Annotated in this window: 19 protein-coding genes; 7 read left to right on the top strand and 12 right to left on the bottom strand. The window is 63.2% G+C overall.

Going from position 1 to position 16862, the window contains the following annotated elements; translation table 11 throughout:
* Positions 1–25: 25 nt before the first annotated feature.
* On the bottom strand, positions 26–946 hold the full coding sequence (locus tag JOE27_RS21400) for an iron-sulfur-binding ferredoxin reductase (RefSeq protein ID WP_204920651.1): 921 nt from the start codon (positions 944–946) through the stop codon (positions 26–28).
* 249 nt (positions 947–1195) lie between these two features.
* Between JOE27_RS21400 and JOE27_RS21395 the strand changes: the two genes are divergently transcribed.
* Positions 1196–2719 carry a fumarate hydratase gene (locus tag JOE27_RS21395; protein ID WP_016488901.1) on the top strand — a complete coding sequence of 508 codons (1524 nt, stop codon included), beginning with the start codon at positions 1196–1198 and terminating at the stop codon, positions 2717–2719.
* A 73-nt stretch (positions 2720–2792) separates the two neighbouring features.
* Here the strand turns inward: JOE27_RS21395 and JOE27_RS21390 are convergent, their stop codons facing one another.
* The 7 genes from JOE27_RS21390 to JOE27_RS21360 all read right to left on the bottom strand — a co-directional run bounded on the left by JOE27_RS21390 (position 2793) and on the right by JOE27_RS21360 (position 8317).
* Positions 2793–3383, bottom strand: coding sequence for a GNAT family N-acetyltransferase (locus JOE27_RS21390; RefSeq protein WP_115273664.1), 591 nt, complete (start codon positions 3381–3383; stop codon positions 2793–2795).
* 190 nt (positions 3384–3573) lie between these two features.
* A complete protein-coding gene (locus JOE27_RS21385; RefSeq protein ID WP_012312917.1) occupies positions 3574–4152 on the bottom strand; it encodes a DJ-1/PfpI family protein in 579 nt (192 codons plus the stop codon).
* Between the two features lie 52 nt (positions 4153–4204).
* Entirely contained in the window at positions 4205–5362 is a 1158-nt protein-coding gene (locus JOE27_RS21380) for a phosphatidylserine/phosphatidylglycerophosphate/cardiolipin synthase family protein (RefSeq protein WP_119688332.1), read from the bottom strand.
* Between the two features lies 1 nt (position 5363).
* A complete protein-coding gene (locus JOE27_RS21375; protein WP_046784896.1) occupies positions 5364–5945 on the bottom strand; it encodes a YceI family protein in 582 nt (193 codons plus the stop codon).
* A gap of 44 nt (positions 5946–5989) precedes the next feature.
* A complete protein-coding gene (locus JOE27_RS21370; RefSeq protein WP_046784895.1) occupies positions 5990–6286 on the bottom strand; it encodes a hypothetical protein in 297 nt (98 codons plus the stop codon).
* Positions 6283–7365 (bottom strand): serine hydrolase, encoded by a 1083-nt coding sequence (locus tag JOE27_RS21365; RefSeq protein WP_174142074.1) that lies wholly within the window; start codon positions 7363–7365, stop codon positions 6283–6285. Before JOE27_RS21365 ends, JOE27_RS21370 begins: the two co-directional genes overlap by 4 nt.
* A 64-nt stretch (positions 7366–7429) precedes the next feature.
* Entirely contained in the window at positions 7430–8317 is an 888-nt protein-coding gene (locus tag JOE27_RS21360) for an acyl-CoA dehydrogenase (protein ID WP_174142075.1), read from the bottom strand.
* A gap of 141 nt (positions 8318–8458) precedes the next feature.
* On the opposite strand from JOE27_RS21360, the gene olsB reads away from it, so the two are divergent.
* A complete protein-coding gene (gene olsB / locus JOE27_RS21355; protein ID WP_174142076.1) occupies positions 8459–9214 on the top strand; it encodes an L-ornithine N(alpha)-acyltransferase in 756 nt (251 codons plus the stop codon).
* A complete protein-coding gene (locus JOE27_RS21350) occupies positions 9214–10002 on the top strand; it encodes a lysophospholipid acyltransferase family protein (protein WP_174142077.1) in 789 nt (262 codons plus the stop codon). Before olsB ends, JOE27_RS21350 begins: the two co-directional genes overlap by 1 nt.
* Before the next feature lie 21 nt (positions 10003–10023).
* Here the strand turns inward: JOE27_RS21350 and JOE27_RS21345 are convergent, their stop codons facing one another.
* Positions 10024–10605: an ACP phosphodiesterase gene (locus JOE27_RS21345; RefSeq protein ID WP_115273660.1), complete on the bottom strand. Its 582-nt coding sequence runs from the start codon at positions 10603–10605 to the stop codon at positions 10024–10026.
* A gap of 152 nt (positions 10606–10757) precedes the next feature.
* On the opposite strand from JOE27_RS21345, the gene JOE27_RS21340 reads away from it, so the two are divergent.
* Complete coding sequence (locus JOE27_RS21340; RefSeq protein WP_046784889.1) at positions 10758–11060, top strand: helix-turn-helix transcriptional regulator; 303 nt, start codon at positions 10758–10760, stop codon at positions 11058–11060.
* A gap of 18 nt (positions 11061–11078) precedes the next feature.
* Positions 11079–12128, top strand: a complete 1050-nt coding sequence (locus tag JOE27_RS21335; protein ID WP_046784888.1) for an alkene reductase — start codon at positions 11079–11081, stop codon at positions 12126–12128.
* 124 nt (positions 12129–12252) lie between these two features.
* On the opposite strand, the gene JOE27_RS21330 is transcribed toward JOE27_RS21335, so the two are convergent.
* The 3 genes from JOE27_RS21330 to JOE27_RS21320 all read right to left on the bottom strand — a co-directional run bounded on the left by JOE27_RS21330 (position 12253) and on the right by JOE27_RS21320 (position 15100).
* Positions 12253–13080 carry an ATPase gene (locus tag JOE27_RS21330; RefSeq protein WP_046784887.1) on the bottom strand — a complete coding sequence of 276 codons (828 nt, stop codon included), beginning with the start codon at positions 13078–13080 and terminating at the stop codon, positions 12253–12255.
* Between the two features lie 87 nt (positions 13081–13167).
* Entirely contained in the window at positions 13168–14163 is a 996-nt protein-coding gene (locus tag JOE27_RS21325; protein WP_119688328.1) for an NAD(P)-dependent oxidoreductase, read from the bottom strand.
* A gap of 46 nt (positions 14164–14209) precedes the next feature.
* Entirely contained in the window at positions 14210–15100 is an 891-nt protein-coding gene (locus tag JOE27_RS21320) for a LysR family transcriptional regulator ArgP (RefSeq protein ID WP_046784885.1), read from the bottom strand.
* A 90-nt stretch (positions 15101–15190) separates the two neighbouring features.
* Between JOE27_RS21320 and JOE27_RS21315 the strand changes: the two genes are divergently transcribed.
* Both JOE27_RS21315 and JOE27_RS21310 read left to right on the top strand, forming a co-directional pair.
* Entirely contained in the window at positions 15191–15790 is a 600-nt protein-coding gene (locus JOE27_RS21315; protein ID WP_046784884.1) for a LysE/ArgO family amino acid transporter, read from the top strand.
* Between the two features lie 211 nt (positions 15791–16001).
* A complete protein-coding gene (locus JOE27_RS21310; RefSeq protein WP_012312902.1) occupies positions 16002–16598 on the top strand; it encodes a Fe-Mn family superoxide dismutase in 597 nt (198 codons plus the stop codon).
* Positions 16599–16862 lie beyond the last annotated feature (264 nt).

Here is a 16862-nt window from a genome sequence, read left to right as displayed (position 1 = left end):
CCGGTTCAATCACTGCACACCGTCTTCAGGCATGCTCGACGAACACATCGGCAAATACCTGATTCCTCGGTATCCCCGCAATGAACAGCCGCCGCGCGAACCGCTCCACACTTCCCGGCGAGCCACACACCAGCGCAATGGTCTGCCGCGATGATGGCCGCAATGTCGCCAGCGCTGCATCCAGCTGATCCGCCAGTACCCGCTCGACAATCACGCCTTCGATCTGCATCAACGGCTCAGCCAGGTAATGCCCGGCGTCATCATGCGCCACATGCATCACCCTGATCTCCCCCCGATGCCCCTGCCGCACCGCCTCGCGCAAGATGCCCCACAATGGCGCAAGCCCGGTACCTGCTGCCAGCAACCATAGCGCCCGCCCCTGCCAGTCCAGGTCGTAATGCAGCGCCCCACCGCGCAGTTCCCCCAGGCGCAGCGTATCGCCAACTTGCAAACCACGGGCCTTGTCGCAAAAGGCGCCCGGGCGCTGGCAGTCGATATGGAACTCAAGGAAGTCATCTTCGCCCGGCAGGCTTGCCAATGAATAGGGCCGGGCCACCGCACCGTTCCACAGCACCACATGCTGACCGGCCTGATAACGCAATGCCCGCTCCGGCCGCAGGCGCAAGCGCAGCACATCACCGAACCAGTCCAGCGCACAGACCTGTGCAGAGATGCCGTCCTGCAGGGGGTCGAACACCGCTACGCGCAGGTCGTCAATCACCCGGCACTGGCATGCCAACCGCCAGCCCTGTGCGTGTTTTTCCAGCGCCAGGGCCTCGGGCCGTGCATCGGCGGGTTGCCCGTCCAGGCAATGCACCAGGCAGGCGTGACAGCTACCTGCACGGCAGCTGTAAGGCACATTCAGCCCCGCGTCGTTCAGGGCATCGAGCAGATTGCTGCCGGTGGGCACCGTCCAGCGGCGCTCGCCCACACAGAGTTCAGGCATGGTCATCACTTCTCCGGCTATACATCGCCACTCTAAGGCAAGCCGGCATCGGCAGCAAAAAGGATGCCCGTCGCCTGCAGACCATGGTCCAGACCACACGCAGGTGTTTCGCAGGCACAGGCGCGCTATACTGCCGCGCCTTTTTGCGTCGGCCTGACCTGTCGACGCCTTGCCAGGCGTTTCGACACGCAGGTGTGCAGTGTCGGAAGGCCTTTACGAATGTTCCCGTCTTTAAGAGGAGCGCGCTGCATGACCGTGATCAAGCAAGACGACCTGATTCAGAGCGTCGCCGACGCCCTGCAATTCATTTCGTACTACCACCCCGTCGATTTCATCCAGGCGATGCACGAGGCCTACCTGCGTGAAGAGTCGCCTGCCGCGCGCGACTCCATCGCCCAGATCCTGATCAACTCGCGCATGTGCGCCACCGGCCACCGGCCGATCTGCCAGGATACCGGTATCGTCACCGTATTCGTGCGCGTCGGCATGGACGTGCGCTGGGACGGCGCCACCCTGAGCGTCGACGACATGATCAACGAAGGTGTGCGTCGCGCCTACAACCTGCCTGAAAACGTTCTGCGCGCTTCGATCCTGGCCGACCCGGCCGGTGCCCGCAAGAACACCAAGGACAACACTCCAGCCGTCATCCACTACTCGATCGTCCCTGGCGACAAGGTCGAAGTCGATGTGGCAGCCAAAGGCGGCGGCTCGGAAAACAAGTCGAAGATGGCCATGCTCAACCCGTCCGACTCGATCGTCGACTGGGTCCTGAAGACCGTCCCGACCATGGGTGCCGGCTGGTGCCCGCCTGGCATGCTCGGTATCGGCATCGGCGGTACCGCCGAAAAAGCCGCAGTCATGGCCAAGGAAGTGTTGATGGAGTCCATCGACATCCATGAACTCAAAGCCCGTGGCCCGCAGAACCGCCTCGAAGAGATCCGCCTGGAGCTGTTTGAGAAGGTCAACCAGCTGGGCATCGGCGCCCAGGGCCTGGGTGGCCTGACCACCGTGCTCGATGTCAAGATCATGGACTACCCGACCCACGCCGCATCCCTGCCGGTGTGCATGATCCCCAACTGCGCCGCCACCCGTCACGCGCATTTCGTGCTCGACGGCTCCGGCCCGGCCGAGCTTGAAGCCCCGTCGCTGGACGCCTACCCGGAAATCGTCTGGGAAGCCGGCCCGAGCGCCCGCCGCGTCAACCTCGACGACATCACCCCGGAAGAAGTGGCCAGCTGGAAGCCGGGCGAGACCATCCTGCTCAACGGCAAGATGCTCACCGGCCGCGATGCCGCGCACAAGCGCATGGTCGAGATGCTCAACCGTGGCGAAGCGCTGCCGGTTGACCTCAAAGGCCGCTTCATCTACTACGTCGGCCCGGTCGACCCCGTCGGTGACGAAGTGGTAGGCCCGGCTGGCCCGACCACCGCCACCCGGATGGACAAGTTCACCCGCCAGATCCTTGAACAGACCGGCCTGCTGGGCATGATCGGCAAGTCCGAGCGTGGCCCGACCGCCATCGAAGCGATCAAGGACAACAAGGCCGTTTACCTGATGGCCGTCGGCGGCGCTGCCTACCTGGTGGCCCAGGCGATTCGCAAGTCCAAGGTTCTGGCCTTCGCCGAACTGGGCATGGAAGCGATCTACGAGTTCGAAGTCAAAGACATGCCAGTCACCGTCGCGGTGGACAGCAACGGTGAGTCGGTGCACATCACCGGCCCTGCGCTGTGGCAGAGCAAGATCGCCGAAAGCCTGGCGGTAGAAGTCAAGTAAGCGGTATCGGGGCTGCTTTGCAGCCCCGATCGTTCATGCACCCCTATGGTTCACTGGCAGCCCGCCACGCGGATCATATGGGTAGTTCCTTGAGCCAGAATGACATGATCTTGTTGCTGCTTTCCTGTTCGCCCAAATCGCGCCAAGCGTAATGAGTGCGCAGGGATGGGTCATGCAGGAAGCCCCGGTTTCGCCAGAAACCGTGCAATGGCTTGTAGTTGGCAGGCCGTCTGGGGTGCATGCCAGGGCGCTCGACGGTGCAGAATGCGCAGTAGTCGAATTCGGCCAGCTTGTGCGCGTAGGATTCACGCTCGATGAAGAAGCGCACACCCAGGCCTTGGCCACGGTATTCGGGCAGCACCAGCGATTCGCCGAAATAGTACACGCTGGCAGGGTCGCGCCCCTGCGCCAGGAACGGCTGCTGAAACTTGGGCGCAACGTCCACCAGTGGCAGGCCGGTCGAGGCGCCAACCACACGCCCATCGTCCAGGGCCAGCACTACCAGGCTGCGGCCGGAGCGGGCATAGGCTGCCATGTGCTCGGCCTCAAACTCTACTGTGCCGTCATACAGATAGGGGAACTCGCGCAACACAGTCAGGCGCAGGCGAGCGAGGTCATCGATGTAAGGCGCAATAGCGGCACCGTGCAACAGGCGTATTTCCATGCTTGGCGGTCGTTCTGTCGAGGTGGGTGACGCGCTCGGCTAAGCCGGGCTTGAGGGGAAACCCTAACATCCGTACCAATGCCCCACCTTTTCCCCACACGACAGGAACTGTTCCAGGACCGCTACCGAACGGGTAAATGCCCACTACGCAGCTTTCAATGCCGGTGCACCCCAGCTTTCCTTGACTCGCTCAACTGATACGCGTCCCCAGCACCTTGAGGAAGGCCGCAAGCCATGCCGGGTGCGCCGGCCACGCAGGAGCCGTCACCAGGTTGCCATCTACGTGAGCCTGGTCCACGGCGATGTCGATGAACTTCCCCCCTGCCAGACGTACCTCCGGCGCACACGCCGGATACGCACTGCACTCACGCCCTTCCAGCACGCCGGCCGCCGCCAGCAACTGCGCACCATGGCAAACCGCCGCAATCGGCTTGCCGGCTTGGTCGAAAGCTTTGACCAACGCCAACACGCGCTCATCCAGGCGTAGATACTCCGGGGCTCGCCCACCGGGGATCAGCAAGGCATCGTAGCTTTCGGCACGGACCTGGACGAAGTCATGGTTCAGGGCAAAGTTGTGGCCTGGCTTCTCGCTGTAGGTCTGCTCGCCTTCAAAATCGTGGATCGCCGTGCGCACCGTCTGGCCCGCGATTTTTTCCGGGCACACCGCATGCACCGTGTGGCCCACCATGCTCAAGGCCTGGAAAGGCACCATCGCCTCGTAGTCCTCGACGTAGTCGCCCACCAGCATGAGAATCTTCTTCGCAGTCATCGCATCCACTCCTTCGGTAGTTTGGGGAACAACCACTGCACGATAGTCTGCTTCAGTCGCGACGGTCGAGCAGGTTGACCACAAGGCGGTCGAGCCAGCCCCACACCCGCTGCTTCACGCGGCGCCACAACGGCCGGGCGTGCCAGTGGTCAAGATCGACCTCGTCACTCAGGCTGAAGTCGCGCTCGAAGCTGGCGACCACGGCGGCCGTCAGCGGCGGGTCCAATGCCTCGACGTTGGCCTCCAGGTTGAAGCGCAGGTTCCAGTGATCGAAGTTGCACGAGCCGACGCTGACCCAATCATCCACCAGCGCCATCTTCAGGTGCAGGAAGCACGGCTGGTATTCGTAGATACGTACCCCCGCGCGTAATAAACGAGGGTAGTAACGATGACCGGCGTAGCGTACCGAGGGGTGATCGGTCCGCGGGCCGGTGAGCAGCAGGCGCACATCGACACCCTTGCCTGCCGCCCGGCGCAGCGAGCGGCGCACGCTCCAGGTAGGCAAAAAGTAAGGTGTGGCCAGCCAGACCCGCTGTTTACCGCTGTTGAGCGCACGCACCAGCGAATGCAGGATGTCACGGTGCTGGCGGGCGTCGGCATAGGCCACCCGGCCCATGCCCTGGCCCTGCACCGGCACCTTGGGCAGGCGCGGCAGGCCGAAGCCTTCAGCGGGGCGCCAGGCCGTACGGCGGTTGTTGGCCTGCCACTGGCGGTTGAACAGTAGCTGCCAATCGCTGACCACCGGGCCGCGCATCTGCACCATCACCTCATGCCACTCGCTGGTCGCTTCACCCGGCGTCCAGAACTCATCGGTGACACCGGTACCACCGACCACCGCCAAGCGCTCGTCAACCAGCAGCAGCTTGCGATGGTCGCGATACAGGTTGCGCAGGCCGCGGCGCCAGCGCAGGCGGTTGTACCAGCGCAGGTACACACCGGCATCCAGCAGGCGTTGGCGCAAAGCAGCATTGAAAGCCAGCGAGCCGTAGTCGTCGAACAGGCAACGCACGCGTACACCGCGCCGGGCCGCCTGCTCCAGTGCCTGGACCACCGCCTCGGCGCAGGCACCAGCCTCGACCAGGTACAGCTCAAGATCGACCTGGGCTTGAGCACCCTCGATCGCCTGGAGCATGCGTGGAAAGAATTCGGGGCCGTCGATCAGCAGTTCGAACTGGTTGCCATCGCGCCAGGGAAAGACCGGCCCCGGCATGTCAGCGGGCGTTGAAAATCAGCACCGCATTGACCGGTACCGTCGGGTTGATGGATTTGAGCTTGGCGAACTTGCGCAAGGTTTCCAGGCCGGGCAGCAGGCCGAAGTCGTGGGCGTGCAGTATCAACGGTTCGAGGGTCACCACCTGAAAGCGCCGCGCATCGAGGCGGGTTGCCAGCAACAAGGCGTTGTAGCTGTGCGACTGGCCATGCAGCGTAACGGTCAGTGGCAGGCGCAATTCGACCTGCGCGCCGTCGGCCAGGTCGTTTATCGGCCGCAGGTCGAGTTGGGCCTTGACCGTCGCTTCGGCAAAGCGGCCGACCTCGAACAGGTCGTCACGCATGCGCTCGTCCCGTAGCGGGATACCACTGCTCACCGAGTCCATCTCGATACGCAGCCCGGCTGCGCCCTTGCGGTCGACGGTGCCATGCAGTACCAGAAAACGATGGACCTCGGCCGTATCGCCGTCCTTGCCGGTGACGAATGAAAGGCGTGAGGATTCACCATCGAGGTGCCAATTGGCGTGGGCGGGCAGGCACAGAGCCAGCAACAGTGCGGGTAGAAGACGGGGCAGCTTGAACATGACAGATCTCGTGAAACCAGACCGCCAACCTTACCCGGCCGTCTTCATGGCAGCAAGCGGCAGCCAGCCTGCGCCCCCTGCCATGCCGCCTGATTGCGCTGGCCCAGGCCCGCTGCGACAACCAGACGCTGCTGGCTGTCCTCCTCCAGCATGCTCAACGGCAACCACTGCGCGACATAACCCCGGCAATACGCGGGGTCCAAGCCCATGACAAAACGGCAGGAGCAATATTCCTTGGCCGAATAAGCCGAAAGAATACCGGGGAAATCCGCCAATGCCTGGCGTTCCAGCCAGGCCCAGCCCAACAAGGCAACCATCACCAGCCCCAGCAGGCGCTTCATGCACCCTCCTTGGCCAGCGCTGCCAGCACACGCTTGAGCAGTTCGTTATGGTGGTAACTACCATCACGGTCGTCGGCGTAGCGGACGATGACCAGCTTGTGGGTCGGCAGTATGTAAAGGGCCTGGCCCCAGTGGCCGAGGGCGGCATAGGTGTCTGCCGGCGCGTCAGGCCAAGGTGAAGCACTGCCCGGCAGTGGCTGGTTGAGCCACCAGTGGCCACCCGGGTTGGCTTCGCCGGGCAGCGGTGTGGCCTGGCTGAACAGGGTACGGTTGAAAGCAACCCAGCTTGCCGGCAGCAACTGGCGGCCACCCCAGCGTCCTTCACGCTGCATCAACAGGCCGATGCGCGCCAGGTCGCGGGCACTGAGGTAGAGGTAGGAAGAGCCAACGAAGGTGCCACTGCCATCGCGTTCCCAAACGGCGCTGTGAATGCCCAGAGGGGTGAACAGCGCCTGCCAGGGGTAGTCAGGGTAAGCACTGCCCTTGAGCATGCCGCGCAATGCGGCGGCCAGGACATTGCTGTCGCCACTCGAATAAATGAATCGCTGCCCGGGCTTTTCGGCGACGGGCCTTGAAGCGGTATAAGCCGCCATGTCATGGCGCCCGCGCGTGTAGAGCATGGCCACTACCGAGGATTTCAGCGGTGCGTATTCGTAGTCTTCCTGCCAGGCCAGGCCACTGGCCCAATGCAACAGATCGGCCAGACGCACGTCGGGGTGTGCCTGCATGGGCGGGTAAAAGCGGGCCGCAGGGTCCTGCAGTTGAAAACGCCCCTCACCTTGGGCCACGCCCAGCACTGTCGCCAGCACGCTTTTGCTCACCGACCAGGTCAGGTGGGCGGTTTTCGCGGTGGTAGGTGCGGCATACCGTTCGTGCAGGATACGGCCGTCACGGATGATCAGCAGGGCGTCGCTGCGAATGCCGCGGCGCTTGGTGGCGTCGCGTTCAGGGAAGGCATAGCTGTCGACAGCCTGCCAGTCGATGGCCGTGATGTCGGCCTGCCAATCCGGTAGGGGCCAGTCCTCTGCCCTGGCCGAACCGACCGCCACCGCCAGGATCAACAACCCTGCCCTCAACATAAACGCCTCTTGGGGCCGCAAGGCGACCCGGGTTTTCAACGGATCAGGCGATCCTGGCAGGCGTTCATGACAATCCGGCAGCCTCCCAAGCCTTGGCCAGGCGCTTTTCCCGAGCAGCCGTCGCCAGCGCCATCACCCCCTGATCACGCTGCCACAGCTGCGCCCATTGCGCCGGCCCGGCCGACAGCGCTTTGTCGATGGCCCCTTTCAGTGCCTGAAACTGCGCAAACAAGCCCGCCAACAACAAATGGCAGCCAACACTGTCGGCGCACTGGCGGCTGGCCTCGGCACAGCCGGCCAACAAGGCAATCAGGCGCAACCGCAGCTCCTGTTGCCAGTCGCATTCCTGCGCTACGCCATACAACCAGGCAACCATCGCCGCCAGTACGTACAAATCTTCCAGCGAGCGAAACGGTTTGACGTACGCATCCCAACCATCACCTGCCAACAACTCGCAGGCAGCCTGGTGCAGTTGCAGGCGCCCGTGGCCGACCTCAGGCATCAAAGGCAGGGTCGGCAACGCCTCCAGGGTCACTCCTGGCTCACCCGGATAAACCACTCCCAGGCTCAGGCGCGGTGCTTCACCCTGCCCTTCGCTGCGCGCCGCCACCAGCAGCCATTCGGCGTCAAGCCCGGCGGTCACGAAGTCCTTGCTGCCGGTCAGGCGTAAACCCTCCAGGCGCGTCTGCATGTCCGCAGGGCGCACGCTACGCCGCTCGGTGGCGCATAACGCGCCGAGACTGGCCGGGGCGCTAGGCCACAGCATGCGCAAGGCGGCCTGGTAGCCAATGAGAAACGCCAGGCCGGGTGTGGCCATGGCGCGCCCACCCAGCACCGCCAGCTCGAACGGCGTGCACCCACCGAGGCGCTCGAGCTGCGCGGCATATGCCTCACCCAAAGTACCGGCCATAGGCTGGCGGAACGGATCGTTGAGTCGTTGCAACCAGGCCATCGGACGCTCCTCGCTTGTCAGGGGGTGTCACGCAAGCATCACCAAAGGTTCACAGGGGTGACACCGCGCCTACCTAGGCTGACTTTGCACAACAAAGCCGACCGGCCGCAACCCTTCATGGCTGGCTTAGGGAGACTCGCAATGACTCGGACAGCTCGCTCTGGCGACAACAGCACTGAACGCCGTCTGCAAGCCGAACGCCTGGTCGGCGCCGCGGCCCTGCAGGAAGCACAGGCCCTGCGCTACAAAGTGTTCAGCGCAGAATTCAAGGCCAGGCTCAAGGGCGCTGAACTGGGCCTGGACATGGATGACTACGACGTACATTGCCGGCACATCGGTGTACGCGACCTGAACACCGGCGAACTGGTCGCCACCACCCGCCTGCTCGACCATCAGGCCGCCAGCAGCCTGGGGCGCTTCTACAGCGAAGAAGAATTCAGCCTGCATGGCCTGCTGCAACTGCAAGGCCCAATCCTCGAACTGGGCCGCACCTGCGTCGACCCCGGCTACCGCAACGGCGGCACCATCGCTGTGCTCTGGGGTGAGCTGGCCGAAGTGCTCAATGAAGGCCGCTACAGCTACCTGATGGGCTGCGCGAGCATCCCCATGCAGGATGGCGGGGTTCAGGCCCATGCCATCATGCAACGCCTGCGTGAGCGTTACCTGTGCAACGAACACCTGCGTGCGGAGCCAAAGAACCCGCTGCCCACCCTGGCCCTGCCGAACAACGTCATCGCCGAAATGCCGCCGCTGCTGAAGGCCTACATGCGCCTGGGTGCGAAGATCTGCGGTGAACCCTGTTGGGATGAGGACTTCCAGGTGGCCGACGTGTTCATCCTGCTCAAGCGTGATGACCTCTGCCCACGTTACGCCCGCCACTTCAAGGCAGCGGTCTGATGCCCAAACTGCGGGTGTTCGCCCGCCTCGCAAGGCTGTTGCTGGTACTGCTTTTCGGCATGCTCATGGCCAGCGTGATCGCCATCGGTGAACGCATGGGCATGAAGGCCTCCATCGAGCGCCGCCAGCGCTGGACCTGCCTGTTCATGAAACGCCTGGTCGCTGCCCTGCCCTTCGACGTGCGGGTAATCGGTGAACTGCCCAAACGGCCGATGTTGTGGGTCAGCAACCACGTGTCCTGGACCGATATCCCGCTGCTCGGCATGCTGCTGCCGCTGTCGTTTCTGTCCAAGGCCGAAGTCCGCCACTGGCCCGTGGCTGGCTGGCTGGCGGAGAAAGCCGGCACATTGTTCATCCGCCGCGGCGGCGGCGATAGCCAGCGCTTGCGTGAACAGATCAGCGCACAACTGGGCGACGCCAGGCCGCTGTTGATCTTCCCCGAGGGCACCACCACCGACGGGCGCCAGTTGCGCACCTTCCATGGGCGTTTGCTGGCAGGCGCCATCGATCAGGGTGTGGCGGTGCAGCCTGTTGCCATTGAGTACCTGCGCAACGGCGAGGCTGACCTGGTTGCGCCGTTCATCGGTGATGATGACCTCGTGTCACACCTGATGCGGCTGTTCGCCGAGCCGCGGGGTGAGGTGTGCATCCACCTGTTGCAGCCGATCAGCAGCGTGGACAAAGAACGCGCGGCGTTGGCATTTCAGGCGCAACAGGCTATCCAGATGGCGTTGTTCGGGGTTGGCGAAGTCGAGGTGGCAGCGCGCCGGCAGGCCCGTGCTGCTTGATGCCTGATTGGCAGTACACCGCTATCGGCCAGACCTCTGTGCGGCGGCAAACGTCTGCAACTGTGGATAGAACTCACGGAAATCAGCCAGCAACGGCTCGTACAACCGCTCAAGCTCCGCCATCACGCCCATCATGCCCTCAGGCCGGGACAAGCGTCGCCCAATGCCGTTGAACACCTGCTCCAGGGTGGAAAAATCGCCATACGCCCCCAGCCAGTCATCTGCTGCCATCAAGGGCGCAATGCGCGCCAGCCGCCCTGGCAACTCGGGCTCGGCCAGCAACACGCGATAGAACGCACCGGTAAACTGCTCCAGCGGCTGTTCGGCATAGTCGCCCCAGTGTTGCGCCAGGCAATGGTCGAAGAACACATCCACAATGATCCCGGCATAGCGGCGCCGCTCCCGGGGGAACCGCGCCAGCGCCGCCAATACCAACGGGTGCTGATCGGTGTAGCTGTCGATGTGCCGATGCAGCCGAATGGCAGCCTCCAGCGTCGGCGCAAAGCGCCCCTCCAGCGAGCCTTTGACGAAATCGCCGTACAGGCTGCCAAGCAGTTGTTGCGGCGCCGGGCCGCCCAGGTGCAGGTGTGCGAGGTAATTCATGGGCGCAGTTTAGCACTGCGCATCCGTATATCGTTATAACGCGATATAACGATTCGCGCTCAGCTCAGAACCACTTCATATTTCTATATCGCGAAATACCGATTTATATTTCGTCATATCGCGATATACCGCTACACCACGAGCCCCACACCATGCCTCTCGATCTCGACGACATAATAAAAGCCCTGGCCCACCCGGTCCGGCGAGAAATCCTCAACTGGCTGAAAGACCCGGCAGCGCACTTTCCCGCCCAGCACCACAGCACCGAGCACGGTGTCTGTGCCGGCCAGATCGATCAACGCTGCGGCCTGTCGCAGTCGACCGTTTCTGCCCACCTGGCAACGTTGCAGCGCGCAGGCCTGATCAGCAGCCAGAAGATCGGCCAGTGGCATTTTTTCAAACGCGACGAAGCCACCATCCAGGCGTTCCTCGAACAACTGCGCCAAGCGCTTTGACAAGGTAGGTAACCCGTTATGACCACGCTTTTCGATCCGATCACACTGGGCGATGTGCAACTGCCCAACCGCATCATCATGGCGCCGCTCACCCGCTGCCGCGCCGACGAAGGCCGGGTGCCCAACGCGCTGATGGCCGAGTACTACGTGCAGCGCGCCAGCGCCGGGCTGATCCTCAGTGAAGCGACCTCGGTCTCTGCCATGGGCGTCGGCTACCCTGATACGCCAGGCATCTGGAACGACCAGCAGGTACGCGGCTGGAACAACGTGACCAAGGCCGTGCACGGCGCAGGCGGTCGTATATTCCTGCAGTTGTGGCATGTTGGCCGCATTTCCCACCCCAGCTATTTGAACGGTGAACTGCCGGTGGCTCCCAGCGCCATCCAGCCCAAGGGCCATGTCAGCCTGGTGCGCCCGATCACCGAATACCCGACCCCACGGGCCTTGGAAAGCGAAGAAATCGCCGACATCGTCGAGGCTTACCGCAGTGGCGCAGAGAACGCCAAGGCTGCCGGTTTCGATGGCGTGGAAATTCACGGTGCCAACGGCTATCTGCTCGACCAGTTCCTGCAGAGCAGCACCAACCAGCGCACCGACCGCTACGGTGGTTCACTGGAAAACCGTGCCCGCCTGCTGCTGGAGGTGACAGACGCCGCCATCGGCGTGTGGGGCGCAGGCCGTGTCGGCGTGCACCTTGCACCGCGCGCAGACTCCCATGACATGGGTGATGCCGACCGCGCCGAGACCTTCACCTATGTAGCGCGGGAACTGGGCAAGCGGGGTATCGCCTTCATCTGCTCTCGGGAGAAAGAAGCCGATGACAGTATCGGCCCGCTGATCAAAGCAGCGTTCGGTGGCCCTTACATCGTCAACGAGCGGTTCGACAAGGCCAGTGCCAATGCCGCGTTGGCCAGTGGCAAGGCGGATGCGGTGGCATTTGGCGTGCCGTTCATTGCCAACCCGGACCTGCCGGCACGGCTGGCAGCCGATGCGCCGCTTAACCAGGCGCACCCGGAGACCTTCTATGCAAAAGGGCCGGTGGGGTACATCGATTACCCGCGGCTGTAAGTCAGATCGCCGGGGCCGCTTTGCGGCCCTTCGCGACACAAGGCCGCCCCGACAGTCGACCGCTCAATTTCGTGTAGGAGCGGCCTTGTGTCGCGAAAGGAGGGCGAAGCCCTCCCCTAAGGCCCTAAGGCCGAGCATTGATCTGCTGCTGCAGGTTCTGAATCTGGCTCTGCAAGGTGTTGAAGTTACGCGTGGTCTGCCCACGAAACGCATCGAACTCCTGCACCGAAGCGCCACTTGCTGGCGCCGCAGCCGGGCGATTGTCCACCTGGCTCTTCAATACCAGCACGTCCTGCTCCAGGCTCTCGATCGCCGCTTTCGGGTTGCCCTGCTTCTTCAGTGCGGCCACCTCCTCGCTAAGGCTCTTGAGCTGCCCATCGAGCTTGCCGCCATCCACCTGGCCTGACTTCAACGCCGCCAGCTCGGCATTCACCGCCTTCAACTGCGCCTGTAACTGGGTTTGCAGCTCAGTTACCGCCTTTTGCTGCTCGCGGGTATCGGCCAGCACCTGCTCCAGACGCTTGCCCAGGTCACCCGTCTGCCCGGCCACCCCCTGCTGTTGCTTGCCCTGCTCGGCCAGGCTGGCCTGCAGTTGGCGGATCTGCAGCTTGAGCGCCTCACTGCCGGTGCTGGTAGAGCTCTCGGTGGCAGCGACCTTGCCACTGATCGCCTGCAAGCGCCCCGCCGCTTCCTCGCTGATGCGCGCAAAGCTTTCCTGAGTGGCCACCAGTTGCTGCTCCATCAGCGAGATCTGCTGAAAGCTCCACCAGCCGAGCCCGGCCAGCGCGATGAACGAAGCCCCCAGCAACGCCCACAGTGGGCCGGTACTGGCGGGCCTGGTGGCCTTCTGGCGGTTGCGCGACACACGCGCCGGCAACAGTTCGTCGTCATCCGGGGTGCCGGCACGCAGGGTTGGCACATCATCAAAATCGTCGTGGGCATCGTTACGCATGGATAGTTTCAACCGCGGTAGTAGCAAAGAGACATGAGTATAAACCGCTCACGCGGCGCACTGATGACCATCATCCTGGCGCCTGGTTCACTGGCCAAGGGGCTGGTGCTTCCACCACGCGCAAAATTCATCCAGCGCCGTCCACAGGCTGACCTTGGGCTGATAGTCCAGGTACTGCCGGGCGCGGCTGATATCCAGGGTGAAATCGCGGCTCATCACTTGCATCCCCAGGCGCGTGAGGGTGGGCTGGGGTCGCCCGGGCCAGAGCATGCAAGCGGCCTCGTTCAGCGCCGCCATGCTGTAGGCCAGGCCGTAGGCGCGATAACGGGTCACCTGGGGCAACTGCATCTGGCGCATCACGTAATTGACCACATCCCACAATGGCAACGGTTGACCATTACTGATGTTGTAGGCCTGCCCTAACGCGCGATCATCGGCGAACAGCGCGCCAAGCAGTGCCTCATTGAGATTGTGCACGCTGGTGAAATCGACTTTGTTCAGGCCGTTGCCGATGATCGCCACACGGCCCTTGCGCTGCATCTGCATCAGCCGCGGGAAAATACTGGCATCACCGGCTCCGGTTACAAAGCGCGGGCGCAGGGCCAGAACTTCGAGCCCGAACTCCTGGGCGCCGAAGACCTTTTGTTCAGCAAGGTATTTGGTCTGCGCGTAATGATGGTGAAAGCGGCGCGGCACCTGGTCTTCGCGGATATCCAGGCGCGAACGGCCATTGAAGTAGATCGACGGCGACGACAGGTGTACCAGGCGACGGACATGCTCCTTCAAGCAGCCCTCGACCACGTTCTCGGTGACCACCACATTGCCCTGGTAAAAATCCTGATAGCGCCCCCAGGTGCCAACCGCCCCCGCGCAATGCACCACCGCCTCGACGCCCTGGCACAGGCGCCGGGCCAGTTCGGCGTCACCGAGGTCGCCGGGGATGAACTGCGCACCGCGCTTGACCAGGTGCTCGACGCCCTCGGCGCGCCGGCCGCTGACCCGCACATCCAGGCCTTGCTCCAGGGCGAAGCGCGCAAAGCGCCCGCCGATGAAGCCGCTCGCGCCAGTGACCAGAATTCGCATGTAACACTCCGCCTCAGATTTCAGATGCAACAGACGCCAGCCGCCACTACAAGGGCACCAGCCAATGCTGTGCCGTGTGCCGCAGGTGTTCGGTCAGTTGCGCGAGCAGTTGCCCGCCGTTGCGCCAATGATGCCAGTACAGCGGCACATCGATGGGGGTATCGGCACAAATTTCCACCAGTCGCCCACTACTCAACTGCTCACGGGCCTGCAACTCAGGCACCAGGCCCCAGCCCAGGCCAGCTTCGGTCATGCGCAGGAAGCCTTCGGACGACGGGCAAAGGTGGTGCAGGAAGCCATCTTCGATACCGAGAGAAGCGAGGTATCGGTGCTGCAGAAAATCGTCCGGGCCGTACACGATCGCCGGCGTGCGGGCCAGGCGCCGGGCCTCGAAACCCATTGGGAAATAGCGCGCCATGAATGCCGGGCTGGCCAGCGCCCGGTAGCGCATGGCACCCAGCGGCATGCTGCGGGCGCCGGCCACCGGCCGCTCACTGCCGCACAGGCAGGCCGCCACCTCCCCGGCACGCATGCGCTTCAGGCCAACCTCCTGGTCTTCCACCACAAGGTCGGTGAGTACCTGCTGCTCGGCGCAAAACGAACCCACCGCAGCTGCCCACCAGGTCGCCAGGCTATCAGCGTTGAGCGCAATGCGCAGACGCTCTGGCATGCCCTCTTCATCGAGTGCCGGTACCTGGCGCTGCAGGTCACGTTCGAGCAGCCGCACCTGCTGCACATGGTTGAGCAACTGTCGCCCGACCTCGGTCGGGCTCGGTGGCGCGGCGCGCACCAGCACCGGCTGACCAACCCGCGCCTCGAGCAGCTTGATGCGCTGTGAGATAGCCGATTGCGACAGCCCCAGCACCTGCGCTGCACGTTCGAAACCACCTTGCTCGATCACCGCCGCGAGCGCGGCAAGCAGCTTGTAGTCGAACATCGATTTTCCTAATGACGGATCAGCACTATTTGTTTTTCTTATACAGGGGGGATCCGCACAATAGCCAGCATCTTCTCTGGAGTATCTGCCATGTGGCAAAGCTATCTGAACGGCATGCTGGTGGCCTTCGGCCTGATCATGGCCATTGGCGCACAGAACGCCTTCGTCCTGGCGCAGAGCCTGCGCCGTGAACATCACCTGCCGGTGGCAGCACTGTGCATCGTCTGCGACGCCCTGCTGGTAGCCGCCGGTGTATTCGGCCTGGCCACGGTGCTGGCGCATAATCCGACGCTGCTGGCGATTGCACGCTGGGGTGGCGCGGTGTTTCTGCTCTGGTACGGCGCCAAGGCCCTGCGCAGTGCATGCTCCAAACAGAGCCTGCAGCATCAGCAAGGCCAAGGCATGCGCTCGCGGCGTGCGGTGCTGCTCAGTGCACTGGCCGTTACCCTCCTGAACCCCCATGTGTACCTGGACACCGTGTTGCTGATCGGCTCGCTGGGCGCACAGCAGACCGTGCCGGGCGCCTATGTGGCAGGGGCCGCCAGCGCTTCGCTGCTATGGTTCTCGACTTTGGCGATCGGTGCTGCATGGCTGGCGCCCTGGCTGGCCCGCCCGGCCACCTGGCGGATGCTCGACCTGATGGTGGCCGTGATGATGTTCGCCGTGGCGGCGCAGCTGATCTTTGCTTGAGCTGCAAGCTTGCAACGGAGCGCCACCCGTCGGCGGCAGGCAACCGCTCTGGAACCTCTATTCCCTATCTTTGTTGCGTGGTTATGCGGCGGGGCTGGTGCTATGATCCAGCCCTTGCGTCGCAAAGAGTACAAACTCGCCGACGCACATAGGGCCGCCCGTGATCGGCCTTGCGCAAACCGCGAACTAGACCTGAATCAGGAGATCCACCATGGCTTTTGAATTGCCGCCGCTGCCGTACGCCCACGATGCCCTGCAGCCGCACATCTCCAAGGAAACCCTGGAGTATCACCACGACAAGCACCACAACACCTACGTCGTGAACCTGAACAACCTGGTCCCAGGCACCGAATTCGAAGGCAAGACCCTGGAAGAGATCGTCAAGAGCTCTTCGGGCGGCATCTTCAACAACGCCGCTCAAGTCTGGAACCACACCTTCTACTGGAACTGCCTGTCGCCAAACGGTGGTGGCCAGCCTACCGGTGCGCTGGCTGAAGCCATCAACGCCGCATTCGGTTCCTTCGACAAGTTCAAGGAGGAGTTCACCAAGACTTCGGTTGGCACCTTCGGTTCCGGCTGGGGCTGGCTGGTCAAGAAGGCCGACGGCTCCCTGGCCCTGGCCAGCACCATCGGTGCCGGCTGCCCGCTGACCAGCGGCGACACCCCGCTGCTGACCTGCGACGTCTGGGAACACGCCTACTACATCGACTACCGCAACCTGCGTCCGAAGTACGTAGAAGCATTCTGGAACCTGGTCAACTGGGCCTTCGTTGCCGAGCAGTTCGAAGGCAAGACCTTCAAGGCCTGATCTTGCGCCTTGAACTGAAAACCCGGCCATGCGCCGGGTTTTTTTATGGCCGGTGCCGGCATCACAGGCTCCCAACGAACAGTTTTCCCGGCGGCTCTTGCTCCCCCCGCAGAGCGCGCTAACATCAAACGTCTGAAAGTTCGCTACAGCGCACTCAAGTTGCAGGGTCAGGCAACCGATACACTGCTCAGGGCAGCTCCACCGGCCGATAGTGTATCGCCAAGGTTAATGGCAAAATGATGTCATGCGCATGGATTAAGGAAA

Origin of the sequence: Pseudomonas sp. M5, from assembly GCF_016907075.1 — a bacterium.
Lineage (GTDB): Bacteria > Pseudomonadota > Gammaproteobacteria > Pseudomonadales > Pseudomonadaceae > Aquipseudomonas > Aquipseudomonas putida_E.
Note: the sequence above shows the minus strand (reverse complement) of the source record. Positions and strands in the feature narration are given on the sequence as shown.

Coding starts and splice junctions, on each gene's coding strand:
- JOE27_RS21400 (WP_204920651.1), bottom strand. CDS start 946: ATGCCTGAACTCTGTGTGGGCGAGCGCCGCTGGACGGTGCCCACCGGC.
- JOE27_RS21395 (WP_016488901.1), top strand. CDS start 1,196: ATGACCGTGATCAAGCAAGACGACCTGATTCAGAGCGTCGCCGACGCC.
- JOE27_RS21390 (WP_115273664.1), bottom strand. CDS start 3,383: ATGGAAATACGCCTGTTGCACGGTGCCGCTATTGCGCCTTACATCGAT.
- JOE27_RS21385 (WP_012312917.1), bottom strand. CDS start 4,152: ATGACTGCGAAGAAGATTCTCATGCTGGTGGGCGACTACGTCGAGGAC.
- JOE27_RS21380 (WP_119688332.1), bottom strand. CDS start 5,362: ATGCCGGGGCCGGTCTTTCCCTGGCGCGATGGCAACCAGTTCGAACTG.
- JOE27_RS21375 (WP_046784896.1), bottom strand. CDS start 5,945: ATGTTCAAGCTGCCCCGTCTTCTACCCGCACTGTTGCTGGCTCTGTGC.
- JOE27_RS21370 (WP_046784895.1), bottom strand. CDS start 6,286: ATGAAGCGCCTGCTGGGGCTGGTGATGGTTGCCTTGTTGGGCTGGGCC.
- JOE27_RS21365 (WP_174142074.1), bottom strand. CDS start 7,365: ATGTTGAGGGCAGGGTTGTTGATCCTGGCGGTGGCGGTCGGTTCGGCC.
- JOE27_RS21360 (WP_174142075.1), bottom strand. CDS start 8,317: ATGGCCTGGTTGCAACGACTCAACGATCCGTTCCGCCAGCCTATGGCC.
- olsB (WP_174142076.1), top strand. CDS start 8,459: ATGACTCGGACAGCTCGCTCTGGCGACAACAGCACTGAACGCCGTCTG.
- JOE27_RS21350 (WP_174142077.1), top strand. CDS start 9,214: ATGCCCAAACTGCGGGTGTTCGCCCGCCTCGCAAGGCTGTTGCTGGTA.
- JOE27_RS21345 (WP_115273660.1), bottom strand. CDS start 10,605: ATGAATTACCTCGCACACCTGCACCTGGGCGGCCCGGCGCCGCAACAA.
- JOE27_RS21340 (WP_046784889.1), top strand. CDS start 10,758: ATGCCTCTCGATCTCGACGACATAATAAAAGCCCTGGCCCACCCGGTC.
- JOE27_RS21335 (WP_046784888.1), top strand. CDS start 11,079: ATGACCACGCTTTTCGATCCGATCACACTGGGCGATGTGCAACTGCCC.
- JOE27_RS21330 (WP_046784887.1), bottom strand. CDS start 13,080: ATGCGTAACGATGCCCACGACGATTTTGATGATGTGCCAACCCTGCGT.
- JOE27_RS21325 (WP_119688328.1), bottom strand. CDS start 14,163: ATGCGAATTCTGGTCACTGGCGCGAGCGGCTTCATCGGCGGGCGCTTT.
- JOE27_RS21320 (WP_046784885.1), bottom strand. CDS start 15,100: ATGTTCGACTACAAGCTGCTTGCCGCGCTCGCGGCGGTGATCGAGCAA.
- JOE27_RS21315 (WP_046784884.1), top strand. CDS start 15,191: ATGTGGCAAAGCTATCTGAACGGCATGCTGGTGGCCTTCGGCCTGATC.
- JOE27_RS21310 (WP_012312902.1), top strand. CDS start 16,002: ATGGCTTTTGAATTGCCGCCGCTGCCGTACGCCCACGATGCCCTGCAG.